The organism is Kitasatospora sp. NPDC101447 (assembly GCF_044767225.1).
Taxonomy (GTDB): Bacteria; Actinomycetota; Actinomycetes; order Streptomycetales; family Streptomycetaceae; genus Kitasatospora.
In genome coordinates this window covers 64241-81855 of the sequence record NZ_JBIWNL010000038.1, presented here as the reverse complement: position 1 = coordinate 81855, position 17615 = coordinate 64241, and the positions used below count along the sequence as shown (strand labels likewise).

Sequence of the window (17615 nt, the reverse complement as noted above, 5' to 3'; positions counted from 1 at the left end):
CCCCATTCCACCCCGGGCCCCCCCCCCCCCCCCCCCCCCCCCCCCCCCGGCGCGGCCCCCCCCCCCCCCGCCGGGGCCCCCCCCCGGGCCCGCGGCCCCCCCCCCCCCCCCGGGCCCCGGCGGTCTCCACGGTCTGGGGCCCGGCGCGGGCGGCGGCGAGCGTGTCCGGGAAGCGTTCGGCCGCCAGCCGACGGGCCTGATCGATCATTTGCGGAACTGAGGCGAACAGATTCGCGCGAACATGATCGGCCCGGGGTTGCGCCCCCGCCCCGCCTCCTGATCACGGCTCGATATCCCTTGTCACGGACCCGCGGGGGAGTCGTCACGGACCAGTCAAGACGGCGTCAAAGCGATGGCACCCCGCCCCCGCACTGCGCTATGAACGTCCCTCAGGAGGACCGCCCACCGGCGGTCCGCGATGACGGGGGAACGTCACATGAAGCCCATCCGCAACAATCGCCGTGCGCTGGCCCTGGCCGCGCTGGCCGCGGTCGGCGCACTCACCATGACCGCCTGCAACGACGACGCGTCGTCGTCCGACACCGCGACGACCCCGCCGGCGGCACCGTCCGCGCCGTCCGCGTCCGCCACGGGTGCCCCGTCGCCGAGCGGCGGCGCCATCACCCCGGCCGCCCCGACCTCCGCCCCGGCGGGCGGCGCGGCGTCCGGTTCGGCCGCCGCGCCCGCGCCCGCCGGCTCGACCCCGGCGCCCGGCACCACGGTCAAGGTCGGCGACGCCGTCACCATCCCGTTCACGTCGGGCAGCACCAGCGGCACCATCGCGCTCGCGGTCACCTCGATCGAGAAGGGCGACCCGGCCGACCTGACCTCGCTGAACCTGGGCGACAAGGCCAAGGGGCTGGTGCCGTACTACATCCACTACAAGGTCACCAACGCCGGCAGCAGCGACCTGTCCTTCACCAGCGTCAACCACATGAAGGGCCTGCTGGCGGACGGCACCGAGGCGCAGGAGCTGATGATCATCGGCTCCTTCGCCAAGTGCAAGAGCGACTCGCTGCCCAAGGGCTTCACCAACGGGCAGTCGGCCACCTCCTGCGCGGTGGCGATGTCCCCGGAGGCGTCGAAGGTGGCGGGCGCCGAGTACTGGGGCGACCCGTACACCCTCGGCAAGGGCGTCAACTGGAAGTGACCGGTACGGACTTCGGGCGGGGGCGGCGCACTGCCGCCCCCGCCCGGGGTTCCGGCCCCGGCGGGACCCGCTCCGCCCGGACCCGGTCCGCCGGGTCTCAGCCGCGGGCCGCCGGGCCGCCGTGGATCCGCAGGAAGGCGTCGACGCCGACCGTCGCGATCCGCACGACCTCCTCGTCCGCCACCGGGAGGGCGCCCCAGAAGGAGCGCTCGGCGATGCCGTGGAAGGTCAGCAGCGTGTACTGCTCGGCGGCCAGGCCGGCGTCCTCGACCACCAGCAGTCCGCGCTCCGCGAGCGCCTCGAAGTGCGCCGCGAGGTCGCGCATCGAGGCGATCGGCCCGGCCTCCAGCCAGGCCTCCAGGACGTCCGACGGGATGTTGGCCACCTCTGCGCGGATCGCCCGGCCGAGCGCCCCGTGCTCCCCGGCGGACAGCACCGCGCGCGCCCGCTCGACCGCGAAGTCGACCAGGTCCTGGCGCAGGTCCACCACCCGGTCGAGGTACTTCGCCATCAGCTCCCGGATCTTCTCGGTCAGTTCCGCCGAGTTCTGCAGCGCCACCGACAGGAAGAGGGTCTCCTTGTCGGCGAAGTGGTTGTAGACCGTGCGCTTGGAGACCCCGGCCTCGGCCGCGATCGCGTCCATGCTGGCCCGCACGTAGCCCTCGCGCCCGAACACCACCATCGCGGCCTGCGTGATCGCCTTGCGCTTCTCCGGACGCCCCGCCGCTCCACCCGTGGTCGCCACGGCCCACTCCTCATCCGTCGGCCCGGTGGCCGACCTGCTTAGAAACTACCCGGTGTAGTTTATCCGACGCACCACGGACCGAGCCACGGACCAGGCCCCCGACCAGGCCGCCGACCGGGTCGCACGCAGAGCCGCCCGCCGATCCGCAGCCGATCCGGAGCGCTTGCCGCCGGACGCACGTCATCTATGCTGCCTACGATCTCTACACCCGTGTAGAGGCCATGCGGAACCCTCCGCCCCACTCACCGGCGGCCCGGCCGCACACGGGAACCGACCGACCGCCGCGAGCGTCCAGAACTGGCAGCGCCACGAACGGAGTTCCGGACACCGGGAGGACGATCGACGACCGGCGCGCGCCATCGTGGCGCACGACACACGGGAACACCGGGGGTGAATGCGTGGCGGGACAACGAGGACGGTCATCCGACCAGGGTGCGCGGGAGCGGGCGGCGGGCAGGCCCGGGGCGTCCGTACGCCCCCTGGCCGGCGGAGCCGCCCTGCCCGTCGCCGCGGCCCTCGGGCTGCCCCTGGCAGGCGCCGCGGTCGACGAGCTGTCCGGCCCCGGCATGGGGCTCGCCTTCGTGGTGGGCGCGGTGCTCGGGACGGCGGCCGCGGCGGCGCTGAGCAGCCGGAACGGCTGGTGGTGGGTCCTGGCGGCCTCGCCGCTGGTCGTCCTGGGCGCGACGGCCGCCGTCGAGCTGGCGGCCCACCGGGACGACTACCGGGGCAAGGGCCTGGCCACCGGCGCCGCGAAGTGGGTGGTGCACGGCTTCCCCGTGATGGCCGAGGCCGCGGCGGCGGCCCTGCTGGTGATCGTGGTCCGGCTGGTCCGGGACCGGAGGAGGCACCGTGGCTGACGACGCCGAGCACACCGAGGGCACCGCGGAGGCCGGGAACGGCGGCCGGGCGGCCGCCCGCAGGCGCGCCGCAGGCCGCGGGGGCGCCGAGTCCCGCCGGGGCGCCGGAGCCCGCCGGCCCTCCCCGTTGCTGATCGCGGGCCGGGTGGTGGCCTGCACCGTCGGGCTGGCGGTGTTCGCCGCCAGCGGGGTGGTCTGGTACGAGGTCAAGCAGCTCACCGACGGGATGACCACCTCCAACGTCATCGCCGACACCAAGAAGGACGCCCCCAAGCACCTGGACAACTCGGTCAACCTGCTGCTGATCGGCCTGGACAGCCGCAAGAACATGGACGGCTCGGACCTCCCGCCGCAGTTCGTCCAGGACGAGCTGCACGCCGGCCACAGCTCCGACGTCGGCGGCTACAACACCAACTCCCTGATCCTGCTGCACATCCCCGCGAACGGCGGCAAGGTGCAGGCGGTCTCCATACCGCGCGACGACTACGTCATGACCTACAACGCCGACGGGTCCCAGCTGGGCATGGCCAAAATCAAGGAGGCCTACGGCGCCGCCAAGGACAAGGCGGACCCGGGCCTGCGGGCCAAGGGCCTCAAGGGCGCCGACCTGGAGAAGGCCGGCCGTGACATAGGGCGCGCGGCCACCATCCGCACCGTGCAGAAGTTCCTCGACCAGCCGATCGACCACATCGCCGAGGTCAACCTGATGGGCTTCTACGACATCGCCAAGGCGGTCGAGCCGATCCAGGTCTGCCTCACCCACGACACCAGGGACCCGGCCATGGAGGGCCAGGGCTCCGGCGCGGACTTCAAGAAGGGCATCAACACCCTCAACGCCGCCCAGGCCCTGTCCTTCGTCCGCCAGCGCCACAACCTCGACGGCCCCGACGGCAACTCCGGCGACTTCGCCCGCACCCACCGCCAGCAGGCCTTCATCTCCGCCGTCGTGCACAACCTGAAGCAGAAGGGCGTCATCGGCGACCTCGGCAAGCTGCAGCAGCTGATGGGCGTGGTGCAGAAGGACCTCGTCATCGACAACGAGTGGAACATCCTCGACTTCGCCCAGCAGGCCCCGGCGCTGACCGGCGGCAACGTCGAGTTCAACACCCTGACCTTCGACGGCTTCGGCACCCGCAACGGCCAGGACGTCAACCTGGTCACCCCGTCGAAGATCCAGAAGGTGGTCAAGCAGCTGTTCGGCTACGCGGACGCCGCCGCGCCGGCCGACGCCGCGGACACCTCCGCCACCCCGGCCCCGCCGACCCCCGCCGACACCCCGACGCCGACGCCGACCGCCGCGAAGGCCGTCACCGTGGACGTCCTCAACGCCTCCTCGGCCGCCGGGGTGACCTCGACGGCCGAGTCCAGGGCCCTGGTCGCGATGGGCTTCAAGGAGGGCCGGACCGGACCGGCGGCCACCAGGCCGAAGACCACCACCGTCGTCTACGGCAAGGGCGCCAAGGAGGCGGCCGACCAGATCGCGGCCCGCTACGGCGTGACCGCCACCGAGTCCGCCTCCGTCGGCGCGGACCGCGTCGTGGTGACCCTCGGCACCGGCTTCACCGGGGTCGACGCCGACAAGCCCGCCGCCCCGACCGGTGCGCCGTCCGACCCGACCGCCAACCTCCCGATGCAGGGCCCCGGGGTCGACGCCCAGTCCGACGGCGGCATCCCCTGCGTCTACTGACGCGTCCCGCACCGAACGCCTGAGGGAGGCTCCCGCCTGGGAGCCTCCCTCGGGCGTTGCGGCGGCGACCTCTGGCGTAATTCTCCGTACTATGTATAGTGTACTGCGTACGGGATAACCGGGCACGTACGGACGAGAGGGTTCTCCGCCTTGCAGATCACCAGGACCGCCGTTTCCCTGACCGTCGAGGACGTCACCAGCTCCGCCGCCTTCCTCACGCGGCACTTCGGCTACGCCGAGGAGATGTCGGCCGACGGCTTCGTCTCGCTCGCCCACCCGGGTGGCGGAACGAACGTCGTCTACCTGCGGCGCGGCCTCGAAGTCCTGCCGGAGGACCAGCGCCACCGGATCGCGGACGGCGTGATCCTGGCGTTCGTCGTCGAGGACGTCGCCGCCGAGGAGCGCCGCCTGCGCGCGGAAGGGGTCACCGTCACCCTGCCGCTGCGCGAGGAGCCGTGGGGCGAGAAGCTGTTCCAGGTCGCCGACCCGAACGGGATCGCGATCGAGCTGGTCGAGTGGGTCGAGAAGTAGCCGCCCGGCGGCAGCCGGGCCCGCTGTAGGGGGCGGAACGACGGGCGCCCCCCGTCCCGGCCGGGACGGGGGGCGCCGAGTCGCGTCCGGGGGCGGTCAGTCCACCGTCCAGGTGTCGCTGCCCGCCAGCAGCGCGGCCAGGTCGCCGGGGCCGCGGTCGGCGACGGCGGCGGCCAGCTGGCTCGCCATCAGCTCGTCGTAGACCGGCCGCTCGACGCTGCGCAGCACGCCGATCGGCGTGTGGTGCAGGGTGTCCGCGTCGGCGATCCGGGAGAGCGCGAAGGCGGTGGCCGGGCTCGCCGCGTGCGCGTCGTGGACCAGGAGGTCCGCCTCGTTCTCCGCCGTGACCGGCCCGGTGGACAGTTCACCGTCCCGGCCCCGGAACACGCCGTTGGCGCCCTCCGCGCCGAAGCGGATCGGCTGCCCGTGCTCCAGCCGGATCAGCGCCTCGTCCCGGGTGCCGGGCTCCTTCAGCACCTCGAAGGCGCCGTCGTTGAAGATGTTGCAGTTCTGGTAGATCTCCACCAGCGCCGTGCCCTCGTGCTCGGCCGCCGCCCGCAGCACCGACTGCAGGTGCTGGCGGTCGGAGTCGATGGTGCGGGCGACGAAGGTGGCCTCGGCGCCGAGCGCCAGCGACAGCGGGTTGAACGGTGCGTCCAGCGAGCCCATCGGCGTGGACTTGGTGATCTTGCCGAGTTCGCTGGTCGGTGAGTACTGGCCCTTGGTGAGGCCGTAGATCCGGTTGTTGAACAGCAGGATCTTCAGGTTGACGTTCCGCCGCAGGGCGTGGATCAGGTGGTTGCCGCCGATCGACAGCGCGTCGCCGTCACCCGTCACCACCCAGACGCTGAGGTCCTGGCGCGAGCTCGCCAGCCCGGTCGCGATGGCCGGCGCCCGCCCGTGGATGGAGTGCACCCCGTAGGTGTTCATGTAGTACGGGAAGCGCGAGGAGCAGCCGATGCCCGAGACGAAGACCGTGTTCTCCCGCTTGATGCCGAGTTCCGGCATGAAGGACTGCACCGCCGCCAGGATCGCGTAGTCCCCGCAGCCTGGGCACCAGCGCACCTCCTGGTCGGTCTTGAAGTCCTTCGCGCTCTGCGGTGCTTCGGCCTTGGGCACCAGCCGCAGGGACGGGAAGCCGCTCTCTGTCATCGGTGGTCCTCCTCGTCCAGGGTGCCGATCGCGGCCCACAGCACGTCCGCCAACTGGGCCGCCTTGAAGGGCAGTCCGCGCACCTGGTTGTAGGACTCGGCGTCCACCAGGTACTTCGCCCGCAGCAGCAGCGCGAGCTGCCCCAGGTTCATCTCGGGCACGATGACCTTCTCGTAACTCCTCAGCACCGCTCCCAGGTTGGCCGGGAAGGGGTTGAGGTTGCGCAGGTGCGCCTGGGCGACCTCGCCGCCATCCGCCCGGACCCGGCGCACCGCCGCCGTGATCGGCCCGTACGTCGAGCCCCAGCCGAGGACCAGCACCCGGGCGTCCCCGCTCGGGTCGTCCACCTCGACCGGCTTGACGGTGATGCCGTCGATCTTGGCCTGCCGGGTGCGGACCATGAAGTCGTGGTTGGCCGGGTCGTAGGAGATGTTCCCGGTGCCGTCCTGCTTCTCGATGCCGCCGATCCGGTGCTCCAGGCCGGGCGTGCCGGGCAGCGCCCAGGGCCGGGCCAGCGTCCGGGGATCGCGCAGGTACGGCCAGAAGGCGCCGTCCTCGCGGTTCGGGCCGGTCGCGAACTGCGGTTCGATCCCGGGCAGTTCGTCGACCTCGGGGATCCGCCAGGGCTCCGAGCCGTTGGCCAGGTAGCCGTCGGAGAGCAGGAAGACCGGGGTGCGGTAGGTGACCGCGATCCGGGCCGCCTCCAGTGCCGCGTCGAAGCACTCCGCGGGCGTGGCCGGGGCGACGATCGGCACCGGTGCCTCGCCGTTGCGCCCGAACATGGCCTGCAGCAGGTCCGCCTGCTCGGTCTTGGTCGGCAGCCCGGTGGAGGGGCCGCCGCGCTGGATGTCCACGACCAGCAGCGGCAGTTCGAGCGAGACCGCCAGGCCGATCGTCTCGCTCTTGAGCGCCACGCCCGGCCCGGAGGTGGTGGTCACGCCGAGCGCCCCGCCGAAGGCGGCGCCGAGCGCGGCACCGATGCCGGCGATCTCGTCCTCCGCCTGGAAGGTGCGCACCCCGAAGTTCTTGTGCTTGCTCAGCTCGTGCAGGATGTCCGAGGCCGGGGTGATCGGGTACGAGCCCAGGTAGAGCGGCAGGCCCGAGCGCTGCGAGGCGGCGATCAGCCCGTAGGACAGCGCGAGGTTGCCGGAGATGTTGCGGTAGCGCCCGGCGGGAAGCTTGGCCGGCGGCACCTCGTAGGAGACCGCGAAGGACTCGGTGGTCTCGCCGAAGTTCCAACCCGCCCGGAAGGCCTGGATGTTCGCCTCGGCGATCTGCGGCTTCTTGGCGAACTTGCTGCGCAGGAACGTCTCGGTGCCGTGGGTGGGCCGGTGGTACATCCAGGACAGCAGGCCCAGGGCGAACATGTTCTTCGCCCGCTCGGCGTCCTTGCGGGCGAGGCCGCTGTCCTTGAGCGCCTCCAGGGTCAGCGTGGTGAGCGGCACCTTGTGCAGGTGGAAGCCGTCCAGCGAGCCGTCGGCGAGCGGGTCGGCCGCGTAACCGACCTTGGCCAGCGCGCGTTTGGTGAACTCGTCGGTGTTGACGATGATCTCGGCGCCGCGCGGAAGGTCCGCCAGGTTCGCCTTGAGCGCGGCCGGGTTCATCGCGACCAGCACGTTGGGGGCGTCGCCCGGGGTCAGGATGTCGTGGTCGGCGAAGTGCAGCTGGAAGGACGAGACACCGGGCAGGGTGCCGGCGGGGGCGCGGATCTCGGCGGGGAAGTTCGGCAGCGTGGACAGGTCGTTACCGAAGGACGCCGTCTCCGAGGTGAACCGGTCACCGGTGAGCTGCATGCCGTCACCGGAGTCTCCGGCGAAACGGATGATCACCCGGTCGAGTCTGCGGATCGGCTTGGTGCGCCCGGGTGGCGGGCCGCCCGGGGCGGCCGGGCCGGCCGGTGCGCTCGGGCCGGGGCGTGCCTCGCCGCTCCCGGTACCGGCCTCGTCGCCGTCCGAGCCGTCCACTGCCTCTGACTGATCGACCTGACTGGTCACTGCCGCGGACCTCCTAGGGCACACCACCGCGGGCGCGGCCCCGTGCCCCGTCCGCCTGGTGCACCTCTCGCATCCTATGCGGGTGGAGTCGGCCTGGGACGGAACTCCCGCGTGCGGCGGGAAATCACCGGCCCGCGCCCGTACCGCACATGGGAAGAACGTCCGACCGCCGGAGATCATTCCGAATCCGGCGGACCTTCCCGGGTGCCGGACGGGAGCGGGCACCCGCCGGGCGTGGGCGGAGCGGGAGCGGGCAAGGCGGAGCGGGGCGGGGCGGCGGGGCGCCTAGGACTTGAGGTACGTCAGCACGGCCAGCACCCGGCGGTGGTCCTCCGGGCTCTGGGCCAGGCCCAGCTTGAGGAAGATGTTGCTGACGTGCTTCTCCACCGCGCCGTCGGAGACCACCAGCTGCTTGGCCACCGCGGCGTTGGTGCGGCCCTCGGCCATCAGCCCGAGCACCTCGCGCTCGCGCGGCGTGAGATTGGCCAGAACATCCCCCTTGCGGCTGCGGCTGAGCAGCTGCTGCACCACCTCGGGGTCCAGTGCGGTGCCGCCCTCGGCGACCCTGACCACCGCGTCGGCGAACTCGCGCACCTCGGCGACCCGGTCCTTCAGCAGGTAGCCGACACCGCGCGTGGATCCGGCCAGCAGCTCCGCGGCGTACCGCTCCTCCACGAACTGCGACAGCACGAGCACGCCCAGCTGCGGGTAGTGCCCGCGCAGCTCGACGCAGGCGCGCAGGCCCTCGTCGGTGTGGGTGGGGGGCATCCGGACGTCGGAGACCACGACGTCGGGCAGCTCGTCGGCCGCGGCCAGGTCGTGGATGGTCTTCACCAGGGCGGCGCCGTCCCCGACGCCCGCGACGACCTCCAGGCCGCGGTCGGTGAGCAGCCGGGTCAGTCCCTCCCGCAGCAGTACGGAGTCCTCGGCGATGACGACGCGACGCATGGCGACCTTCCCGGCAGGGGTGAGCTGACGGAAGTCAGTCTCCCCCATCGCCGGGGCCCGCCCCACCGATCCGGCCGGTTCCACCGGGACCGGGGCCCGGTCACAGCCGAGAGCCCGGGGCCGGGGGCGGGACCGGCGGGCCGGGGCGTCACATGGTGCGGATGGCCACCGCGTCGCAGAGCCCTTCCAGGGCCGCCTTCGCCGCGCAGGCCGGCAGCGGGGCGAGCAGCGCCCGGGCCTCCTCGGCGCGGCGCAGCGTCTCGGCGCGGGCGCGCTCCAGCGCGGGGTGGGCCCGCATCAGGCGCAGCGCCTCGGCGTGCAGGACGTCGTCCGAGAGGTCCTGGGTGAGCAGTTCGCGCAGCCGGGCGTCGTCCGGGTCCGCCGGGTCGGCCGGCATCTGCTGCAGCAGCAGGGTCGGCAGGGTCGGCACGCCCTCGCGCAGGTCGGTGCCGGGGGTCTTGCCGGACTCGTGGCCGTCGCTGGCGATGTCGAGCACGTCGTCGGCCAGCTGGAAGGCGATGCCGATCCGCTCGCCGAACTCGCCGAGGGTGTCGACGAGGGCGGGCTCGGCGCCGGCCATCAGCGCTCCTATCCGGCAGGAGACGGCGATCAGCGAGCCGGTCTTGCCCTCCAGCACGTCCAGGTAGTGGAGGAGCGGGTCCATGTCGGAGCCGGGGCCGCGGGTCTCCAGGATCTGGCCGGTGACCAGCCGCTCGAAGGCCTCGGCCTGCATCCGCACGGCCTCCGGGCCGAGGTCGGCCAGCACCTGGGAGGCACGGGAGAAGAGGAAGTCGCCGGTGAGGATGGCGACCGAGTTGTCCCAGCGGGAGTTGGCGCTGGGGGCGCCGCGGCGCACCGGGGCCTCGTCCATGACGTCGTCGTGGTACAGCGTGGCCAGGTGGGTCAGCTCGACGACGACCGCGGCCGGCACCACGCCGGGCGCCCCGGGGTCGCCGAACTGGGCGGCCAGCAGCAGGAGCAGCGGACGGAAGCGCTTGCCGCCGGCCTCAAGGAGGTGACTGGCGGTGACGGTGATGAAGGGGACGTCGCTCTTGACGGCCTCGCCGAGCGCCGCCTCCACCGCGTCCAGTCCGGCCTGGACGTCCCGGGTCAGGTCGCGGTCCTGCACGCTGAGCCCGAAGGGTTCCACGACGGTCACGAAGACCACTCCTCTGTCCCTGGTCGATCTAGCGGCCTGGTCCCTGAGTGCCGCCGCTGGCCATACAGGCAGGGTATCCGGTCGCGAGTGGATCACTGCACGGGCGTGCGGATCCTGTCATGATCCGGCTGGATTCCCTGGTCAGGGCCGCTGTACGGGCCGTGCGGCGGTGGGGGTGAATTCGGCTGGAAATAAAGGCCGGAGGACCGCCGGAACACTCCGGCCCGGGGTGCCGACAAACACCCGTCCGGGCCGCGCGAACGGGGCGCGGCCCGGACGGGGCCCTGGACGGGTGCGTTCGCGACGGAAGGTCAGCGCACGAACAGGGAGGCCTTCGACGCGAGGTCGAGGAAGTACTGCGGCAGCAGGCCGAGACCCAGCGTGACCAGCACCCCCACCCCGATCGCGGTCGCCGTGAAGGCACTCGGGATCGCCACCGTGGGCCCGCCCGGCTGCGGGTCCGAGAAGAACATCAGCACGATGACCCTGATGTAGAAGAAGGCGGCCACTGCCGAGCTCAGCACACCGACGATCACCAGCGGAATCGCCCCGCCGCTCGCCGCGGCCTGGAAGACCGCGAACTTCCCGGTGAAGCCGGAGGTCAGCGGGATCCCCGCGAAGGCCAGCAGGAACAGCGCGAAGACCGCGGCGACCAGTGGCGAGCGCCGCCCCAGCCCGGCCCAGCTGGACAGGTGGGTGGCCTCTCCCTTGGAGTCGCGCACCAGGGTGACCACGGCGAACGCGCCGAGCGTCACGAAGGAGTACGCCAGCAGGTAGAACAACACCGAGGAGATGCCCTGCTTGTTGACGGCGATCACGCCGGTCAGGATGAACCCGGCGTGCGCGATCGAGGAGTACGCCAGCAGCCGCTTCACGTCCTGCTGGGTCACCGCCAGCACCGCGCCGACCACCATGGTCAGGATCGCCACGCCCCACATCACCGGCCGCCAGTCCAGCCGCAGGCCCGGGAAGGCCACGTAGAACAGCCGCAGGAAGGCCCCGAAGGCCGCGACCTTGGTGGCGGCCGCCATGAATCCGGTCACCGGGGTCGGCGCGCCCTGGTAGACGTCCGGGGTCCAGGAGTGGAACGGCACCGCGGCCACCTTGAACAGCAGGCCGACCGAGAGCATCGCCAGGCCGGTCAGCACCAGCACGTCGCTCTGGGTGCTGCTGAGCTGAGCGGGGGTGGTCATCGCCTTGCCGGAGATGACGTCGCCGATGTCGCCGAGCTTGACGCTGCCCGCGTAGCCGTACAGCAGGGCCGTGCCGAACAGGAAGAACGCCGAGGCGAAGGCGCCGAGCAGGAAGTACTTGACCGCCGCCTCCTGGGAGAGCAGCCGGCGGCGCCGGGCCAGGGCGCACAGCAGGTACAGCGGGAGGGAGAAGACCTCCAGCGCCACGAACATGGTCAGCAGGTCGTTGGCGGCGGGGAAGAGCAGCATGCCGCCGACCGCGAACATGGTGAGCGGGAAGACCTCGCTGGTGGCGAAGCCCGCCCGGACGGCGGCCCGCTCCTGCTCGCCGCCGGGGGTGGCGGCGGCCTGGGCGGCGAAGGCGTCGGCGGGCAGGCCGCCGGCCTTGGGCTCCAGCTTCCGCTCGGCGTAGGTGAGCACCGCGACCGCCGCCGCCAGCAGGATGACGCCCTGCAGGAACAGCGCCGGGCCGTCCAGCGCGACCGACTCCATGGCCAGCAGGTCGATCCGGGTGAAGCCGTGGCTCTGCACGGCCAGCACCACCACGGCGACGAAGGCACCGACCAGCCCGGTCAGCGCGAGCGTCACCTGCGTCCAGTGCCGGTACCGGCGGGGCACGAAGGCCTCCACCAGGATGCCGGCCACGGCGGCGCCGAACACCACGAGCATCGGGGAGAGTTGGCCGTACTCGATGTGCGGCGCCGGGATGCTGGGGGTGTTGCCGCCGGCGGCGGCGAGCACTGCGGTGGCGCTCACTTCTGCTCACCTCCTGGAGTGGCGGCGACCGGGTGGGCCGGCGCCGGGTCGGTCTCGTGGACCTGCGAGAGCGTCGCGTTCACCGAGGGGTTGACCAGGTCGGTGAGCGGCTTGGGGTAGACGCCGAGCAGGACGGTCAGCGCCACCAGCGGGGCGACCACGGCGAGTTCGCGGGCCTTGAGGTCGGGGATCGCGTGCACGCCCTCCTTCACCGGGCCGGTCATGGTGCGCTGGTACAGCAGCAGGGCGTACAGCGCGGCCAGCACGATGCCGAGGGTCGCGACGATCCCGATCGCCGGGTAGCGGGTGAAGGTGCCGACCAGGACCAGGAACTCGCTGACGAACGGGGCGAGGCCGGGCAGCGAGAGGGTCGCCAGGCTGCCGATCAGGAAGGTCCCGGCGAGCACCGGGGCGACCTTCTGCACGCCGCCGTAGTCGGCGATCAGCCGCGAGCCGCGGCGGGAGATCAGGAAGCCGGCCACCAGCATCCACGCGGCGGTGGAGAGGCCGTGGTTGACCATGTAGAGGGTCGCGCCGCTCTGGCCCTGGCTGGTCAGGGCGAAGATGCCCATGATGATGAAGCCGAAGTGGGAGATCGAGGCGTAGGCGACCAACCGCTTGATGTCCTTCTGGCCGACCGCCAGCAGCGCGCCGTAGACGATCCCGATCAGCGAGAGGACCAGGATCGCCGGGGCGAAGGTCTTCGAGGCGTGCGGGAACAGACCGAGGCAGTAGCGCAGCATCGCGAAGGTGCCGACCTTGTCCACCACCGCGGTGATCAGCACCGCGGTGCCGGCGGTGGCCTCGCCCATCGCGTTCGGCAGCCAGGTGTGCAACGGCCACAGCGGGGCCTTCACCGCGAAGGCGAAGAAGAAGCCCAGGAACAGCGCCTTCTCGGCGGTGCCGGACAGCTGCAGCCTGCCGTCGGCGATCGCCGAGGTGAGGGTCTGCAGGTCGAAGGTGCCGAAGCCCTGGTCCTGCGCGATCACGTAGAAGCCGATCACGGCGGCCAGCATCACCAGGCCGCCGAGCAGGTTGTAGAGCAGGAACTTCACGGCCGCGTAGGAGCGCTGACGCGCCGACTCGGGGCCGCCGGCCCGGTCCCCGAAGCCGCCGATCAGGAAGTACATCGGGATCAGCATGGCTTCGAAGAACACGTAGAACACGAAGACGTCGGTGGCGTAGAAGGAGACGATCACCATCGCCTCCACCGCCAGGACCAGGGCGAAGAAGCCCTGGGTGCGGCGGCGCCCCTCGATGGTGCCGGGGTCGACGGTGCCGTCGGGCCCGGCCGGGCCGGGCCCCTCCTGCCCGTCGGCGGGCAAGGAGGGCGGGTCGGCGTCGTGCCAGGAGGCGAGCATCACCATCGGCACCAGGACGGCGGTGAGCAGGGCGAGGACGGCGCCGATGCCGTCCACGCCGAGCGAGAAGGTGATCCCGAAGGAACGGATCCAGCTGTACGACTCGGTCAGCTGGTAGCGGTCGCCGTGCGGGTCGAACTGCGTCGCCACCACGGCGGCCAGCGCCAGGGTGACGGCGGAGACGCCCAGGGCGACGGCCTTGGTGGTCCGGCGCCTGGCCCCGGTCGACCCGGCGGGCAGGGCGGCGGTCAGCACCGCGCCGACCGCCGGGACGGCACAGGTGGTGCTCAGGAGGGCACTCATGCCCCCACCTCCCGACGGGAATCAGGACGACGAGTCATCAGACGGACCTCATCAGGAGAGTCGTGGCGACCAGCACCAGCGTGCCGCCGAACATGGAGAGCGCGTACGAGCGGACGAAGCCGTTCTGGATCCGCCGCAGCCGGCCGGACAGGCCCCCGATCGCGGCGGCGAGGCCGTTGACGAAGCCGTCCAGGCCGCGGCTGTCGAAGAAGACCAGGGTCGCGGTCAGCGCCCGGCCGGGCCGCACCAGCACCGCGTGGTTGAAGTCGTCCTGCAGCAGGTCGCGGCGGGCGGCCCGGGTGAGCGGGGAGCCGACCGGCGGGACCACCGGAACGGGCGAGCGCCCGTACATCAGGTACGCGAGGCCGACGCCGGCCAGCATGCAGACCGTGGTCAGCGCGGTGACGACCGTCGCGGTGAGCGGCGAGTCGCCCTCGCTGTACCCGGTGACCGGTTCCAGCCACTTCAGGAAGGACTCGTTGTAGGCGAACAGCCCGCCCGCGAAGACCGAGCCGAAGGCCAGCAGGACCATCGGGAGCGTCATGATCTTCGGCGACTCGTGCGGGTGCGGGGCGTTGCCCTCGGCGTCGGACTTCCAGCGCTTCTCGCCGAAGAAGGTCAGCAGCATCACCCGCGTCATGTAGAACGCGGTGACGGCGGCGCCGACCAGTGCGCACAGGCCGAGGATCCAGCCCTCGGTGCCGCCCTTGGCGAAGGCCGCCTCGATGATCTTGTCCTTGGAGAAGAAGCCGGACAGGCCCGGGAAGCCGATGATCGCCAGGTAGCCGAGGCCGAAGGTGGCGAAGGTGACCGGCATGTACTTCCGCAGGCCGCCGTAGTGACGCATGTTCACCTCGTCGTCCATGCCGTGCATGACCGACCCGGCGCCGAGGAACAGTCCGGCCTTGAAGAAGCCGTGGGTCACCAGGTGCATGATCGCGAAGACGTAGCCGATCGGGCCGAGCCCGGCCGCCAGCACCATGTAGCCGATCTGCGACATGGTCGAGCCGGCCAGCGCCTTCTTGATGTCGTCCTTGGCGCAACCGACGATCGCACCGAACAGCAGCGTGACCGTGCCGACCACCACCACGGCGGTCTGGGCGTCCGGCGCCAGGTCGAAGATCGCCGAGGAGCGGGTGATCAGGTAGACGCCGGCGGTCACCATGGTGGCCGCGTGGATCAGCGCCGAGACCGGGGTCGGACCCTCCATGGCGTCCCCGAGCCAGGACTGCAGCGGCACCTGGGCCGACTTGCCGCAGGCCGCCAGCAGCAGCATCAGGCCGATCGCCGTCAGCTTGCCCTCGCTCGCCCCGGGGGCGCCGGCGAAGACCGGGCCGAAGGCGAAGGAGCCGAACTCGGCGAACATCAGCATGATCGCGATGGACAGGCCCATGTCGCCGACCCGGTTGACGATGAAGGCCTTCTTCGCCGCCGTCGCCGCGCTCGGCTTGTGCTGCCAGAAGCCGATCAGCAGGTACGAGGCCAGGCCCACGCCCTCCCAACCGAAGTACAGCAGCAGGTAGTTGTCGGCGAGCACCAGCAGCAGCATGGCCGCCAGGAAGAGGTTCAGGTAGGCGAAGAAGCGGCGCCGTCGCTCGTCGTGCGCCATGTAGCCGACCGAGTAGACGTGGATCAGCGTGCCGACGCCGGTGATCAGCAGGACGAAGGTCATCGACAGCTGGTCGAGCCGGAAGGCCATGTCGGCCCGGAAGCCGTCCACCTGGATCCAGGTGAACAGGTACTTGGTGAGCGTGCGGTGCTCGGCGTCGCGGCCGAGCATGTCCGAGAGGAGCGCCAGGCCGAGGCCGAACGGGAGCGCGGCGAGCGCGGTGGCCAGCCAGTGGCCGAAGCGGTCCAGCGCCCTGCCGCCGAGCAGCAGCAGGACGGCACCGGCCAGTGGAGCCGCCACCAGCAGCGGAATGAGAGAGTTCACCGAGGCCCTCCGCCTACAGCTTCATCAGGTTGCTGTCGTCGACCGAAGCGGAGTGCCTGGTCCGGAAGATGGAGACGATGATGGCGAGGCCGACCACGACCTCGGCAGCCGCGACCACCATCGTGAAGAACGCGATGATCTGACCGTCCAGGGTCCCGTGCATCCGGGAGAAGGTCACCAGCGCCAGGTTCGAGGCGTTCAGCATCAGCTCCACGCACATGAACAGCACGATCGCGTTGCGCCGGATCAGCACCCCGGACGCGCCGATGGTGAACAACAGGGCCGACAGGTAGAGGTAGTTGACCGGATTCACCGCGCTCCCTCCTCGTCCGCCCCGGTGGCGTTGTTGCCGTTGTTGCCGTTGTGGGCGTTCGCCGGCTCCAGGGACTTGCGCGGACCGGACACCGCCGGCCGCTCGGAGGACGGACGGCCCAGCCAGTCCGCCGTGCTGTTCTCCAGCTCCGCCATCCGGTGCAGCATCGCCTGGCTGACGTCCCGGATCTGGCCGCGCTCGCGCAGCGTCGCCATCACCGAGTCCTCGGCCACCGTGCCGTCCGGCAGCAGACCCGGCACGTCCACCGCGTTGTGCCGGGCGTACACGCCCGGCGCCGGCATCGGCGGCAACTGGATGTTGTCCTTGACCCGCTGCGCCGCCAGCTCGCGCTGGGTCTTCGGCGCCTTCACGTGCTCGCGGTGGGTCAGCACCATCGCGCCGATCGCCGCGGTGATCAGCAGCGCACCGGTGACCTCGAAGGCCCACACGTAGCGGGTGAAGATCAGCCGGGCCAGGCCCGGCACGTTGCCCTCGGCGTTCGCCTCGGACAGCCCGGTGAAGTGGTCCAGCTTCGCATTGGCGATCCCGGCGATCAGCAGCACGCCGAAGCCCAGCCCGCACAGCACCGCCGCGAACCGCTGGCCCTTCAGCTGCTCCTTCAGGGAGTCCTCGCTGGTGACGCCGACCAGCATCACCACGAACAGGAACAGCATCATGATCGCGCCGGTGTAGACCACGATCTGCACCACGCCCAGGAACACCGCCCCCTGGGCCATGTAACAGACCGCCAGCGCCATCATGGTGGCCGCCAGGCACAGCGCGCTGTGCACGGCCTTGCGCATCAGCAGCATGCCGAGCGCGCCGCCGACCGCGACCACCGCGAGCACCCAGAACTGGACGGCCTCGCCGGTGGAGGTCGTCCCGGTGGCGGCTGCGAGTTGTCCGATCACTGCTGCGCCTCCTTCTCCCGGTCGGTGCGCTCCTGCTGCACCGTGCCCGGCGCGGCCGCGGTGATCTCGCCCCGGTAGTACGCGCCCTCGTCGGCGCCCGGGAAGATCGCGTGCGGGGTGTCGACCATGCCCTCGGACAGGCCCACCAGCAGCTGCTCCTTGGTGAAGATCAGGTCCCGCCGCGAGGAGTCGGCCAGCTCGTACTCGTTGGTCATGGTGAGCGCGCGGGTCGGGCAGGCCTCGATGCACAGCCCGCACAGGATGCAGCGGGCGTAGTTGATCTGGTACACCGCGCCGTAGCGCTCGCCCGGCGAGTAGCGCTCCTCGTCCCGGTTGTCCGCGCCCTCCACGTAGATCGCGTCGGCCGGGCACGCCCACGCGCACAGCTCGCAGCCGACGCACTTCTCCAGGCCGTCCGGGTGCCGGTTCAGCTGGTGGCGGCCGTGGAAGCGCGGAGCGGTGGGCTTCTTCTGCTCCGGGTACTGCTCGGTGAGCCGCTTCTTGAACATGGCCTTGAAGGTCACGCCGAAGCCGGCGGCCGGGCCGAGGATCGACGGCCGGTCGGCCCGCTCGGGCCGGTCCGTACGGTCGGAAGGACCGGACTGGTCGGACGACATCTCGG

15 protein-coding genes are annotated in these 17615 nt (G+C 71.6%); 4 read left to right on the top strand and 11 right to left on the bottom strand.

Annotation, left to right across the window (positions count from 1 at the left end; translation table 11 throughout):
* The first annotated feature begins 436 nt into the window (after window positions 1-436).
* Window positions 437-1150 carry a hypothetical protein gene (locus ACIRST_RS34975; protein WP_350524954.1) on the top strand — a complete coding sequence of 238 codons (714 nt, stop codon included), beginning with the start codon at window positions 437-439 and terminating at the stop codon, window positions 1148-1150.
* Window positions 1151-1247: 97 nt separating this feature from the next.
* Here ACIRST_RS34975 and ACIRST_RS34970 read toward each other — a convergent pair whose 3' ends face one another.
* Window positions 1248-1895, bottom strand: coding sequence for a TetR/AcrR family transcriptional regulator (locus ACIRST_RS34970; RefSeq protein ID WP_402807564.1), 648 nt, complete (start codon window positions 1893-1895; stop codon window positions 1248-1250).
* A 398-nt stretch (window positions 1896-2293) separates the two neighbouring features.
* Between ACIRST_RS34970 and ACIRST_RS34965 the strand changes: the two genes are divergently transcribed.
* The 3 genes from ACIRST_RS34965 (at window position 2294) to ACIRST_RS34955 (ending at window position 4970) form a co-directional block, all read left to right on the top strand.
* Window positions 2294-2752, top strand: a complete 459-nt coding sequence (locus tag ACIRST_RS34965) for a DUF6542 domain-containing protein (RefSeq protein ID WP_350524952.1) — start codon at window positions 2294-2296, stop codon at window positions 2750-2752.
* A complete protein-coding gene (locus tag ACIRST_RS34960) occupies window positions 2745-4439 on the top strand; it encodes an LCP family protein (protein ID WP_402807560.1) in 1695 nt (564 codons plus the stop codon). Before ACIRST_RS34965 ends, ACIRST_RS34960 begins: the two co-directional genes overlap by 8 nt.
* 150 nt (window positions 4440-4589) lie before the next feature.
* Entirely contained in the window at window positions 4590-4970 is a 381-nt protein-coding gene (locus tag ACIRST_RS34955) for a VOC family protein (protein ID WP_350524950.1), read from the top strand.
* 96 nt (window positions 4971-5066) lie between these two features.
* Here ACIRST_RS34955 and ACIRST_RS34950 read toward each other — a convergent pair whose 3' ends face one another.
* The 10 genes from ACIRST_RS34950 to nuoI all read right to left on the bottom strand — a co-directional run bounded on the left by ACIRST_RS34950 (window position 5067) and on the right by nuoI (window position 17610).
* On the bottom strand, window positions 5067-6122 hold the full coding sequence (locus ACIRST_RS34950; protein ID WP_402807557.1) for a 2-oxoacid:ferredoxin oxidoreductase subunit beta: 1056 nt from the start codon (window positions 6120-6122) through the stop codon (window positions 5067-5069).
* Window positions 6119-8116, bottom strand: coding sequence for a 2-oxoacid:acceptor oxidoreductase subunit alpha (locus ACIRST_RS34945; protein ID WP_402807554.1), 1998 nt, complete (start codon window positions 8114-8116; stop codon window positions 6119-6121). Before ACIRST_RS34945 ends, ACIRST_RS34950 begins: the two co-directional genes overlap by 4 nt.
* Window positions 8117-8401: 285 nt before the next feature.
* Window positions 8402-9064: a response regulator transcription factor gene (locus ACIRST_RS34940; RefSeq protein ID WP_350524947.1), complete on the bottom strand. Its 663-nt coding sequence runs from the start codon at window positions 9062-9064 to the stop codon at window positions 8402-8404.
* A 148-nt stretch (window positions 9065-9212) separates the two neighbouring features.
* Entirely contained in the window at window positions 9213-10223 is a 1011-nt protein-coding gene (locus ACIRST_RS34935) for a polyprenyl synthetase family protein (RefSeq protein WP_350524946.1), read from the bottom strand.
* Window positions 10224-10534: 311 nt separating this feature from the next.
* Complete coding sequence (gene nuoN, locus ACIRST_RS34930) at window positions 10535-12172, bottom strand: NADH-quinone oxidoreductase subunit NuoN (protein WP_396552213.1); 1638 nt, start codon at window positions 12170-12172, stop codon at window positions 10535-10537.
* On the bottom strand, window positions 12169-13836 hold the full coding sequence (locus ACIRST_RS34925) for an NADH-quinone oxidoreductase subunit M (RefSeq protein WP_402807550.1): 1668 nt from the start codon (window positions 13834-13836) through the stop codon (window positions 12169-12171). Before ACIRST_RS34925 ends, nuoN begins: the two co-directional genes overlap by 4 nt.
* A gap of 37 nt (window positions 13837-13873) precedes the next feature.
* Window positions 13874-15769 (bottom strand): NADH-quinone oxidoreductase subunit L, encoded by a 1896-nt coding sequence (gene nuoL / locus ACIRST_RS34920; protein WP_402807549.1) that lies wholly within the window; start codon window positions 15767-15769, stop codon window positions 13874-13876.
* A gap of 13 nt (window positions 15770-15782) precedes the next feature.
* Complete coding sequence (gene nuoK, locus ACIRST_RS34915) at window positions 15783-16082, bottom strand: NADH-quinone oxidoreductase subunit NuoK (RefSeq protein WP_030235394.1); 300 nt, start codon at window positions 16080-16082, stop codon at window positions 15783-15785.
* Complete coding sequence (locus ACIRST_RS34910) at window positions 16079-16990, bottom strand: NADH-quinone oxidoreductase subunit J (protein ID WP_402807584.1); 912 nt, start codon at window positions 16988-16990, stop codon at window positions 16079-16081. Before ACIRST_RS34910 ends, nuoK begins: the two co-directional genes overlap by 4 nt.
* Entirely contained in the window at window positions 16990-17610 is a 621-nt protein-coding gene (nuoI, locus tag ACIRST_RS34905) for an NADH-quinone oxidoreductase subunit NuoI (RefSeq protein ID WP_396552216.1), read from the bottom strand. The genes ACIRST_RS34910 and nuoI overlap by 1 nt, the downstream gene beginning before the upstream one ends.
* Window positions 17611-17615 lie beyond the last annotated feature (5 nt).

What these genes read in the sequence shown, in the direction of transcription:
- ACIRST_RS34975 (WP_350524954.1), top strand. Translation starts at nt 437, where the DNA reads ATGAAGCCCATCCGCAACAATCGCCGTGCGCTGGCCCTGGCCGCGCTG.
- ACIRST_RS34950 (WP_402807557.1), bottom strand. Translation starts at nt 6,122, where the DNA reads ATGACAGAGAGCGGCTTCCCGTCCCTGCGGCTGGTGCCCAAGGCCGAA.
- ACIRST_RS34940 (WP_350524947.1), bottom strand. Translation starts at nt 9,064, where the DNA reads ATGCGTCGCGTCGTCATCGCCGAGGACTCCGTACTGCTGCGGGAGGGA.
- ACIRST_RS34925 (WP_402807550.1), bottom strand. Translation starts at nt 13,836, where the DNA reads ATGAGTGCCCTCCTGAGCACCACCTGTGCCGTCCCGGCGGTCGGCGCG.
- nuoI (WP_396552216.1), bottom strand. Translation starts at nt 17,610, where the DNA reads ATGTCGTCCGACCAGTCCGGTCCTTCCGACCGTACGGACCGGCCCGAG.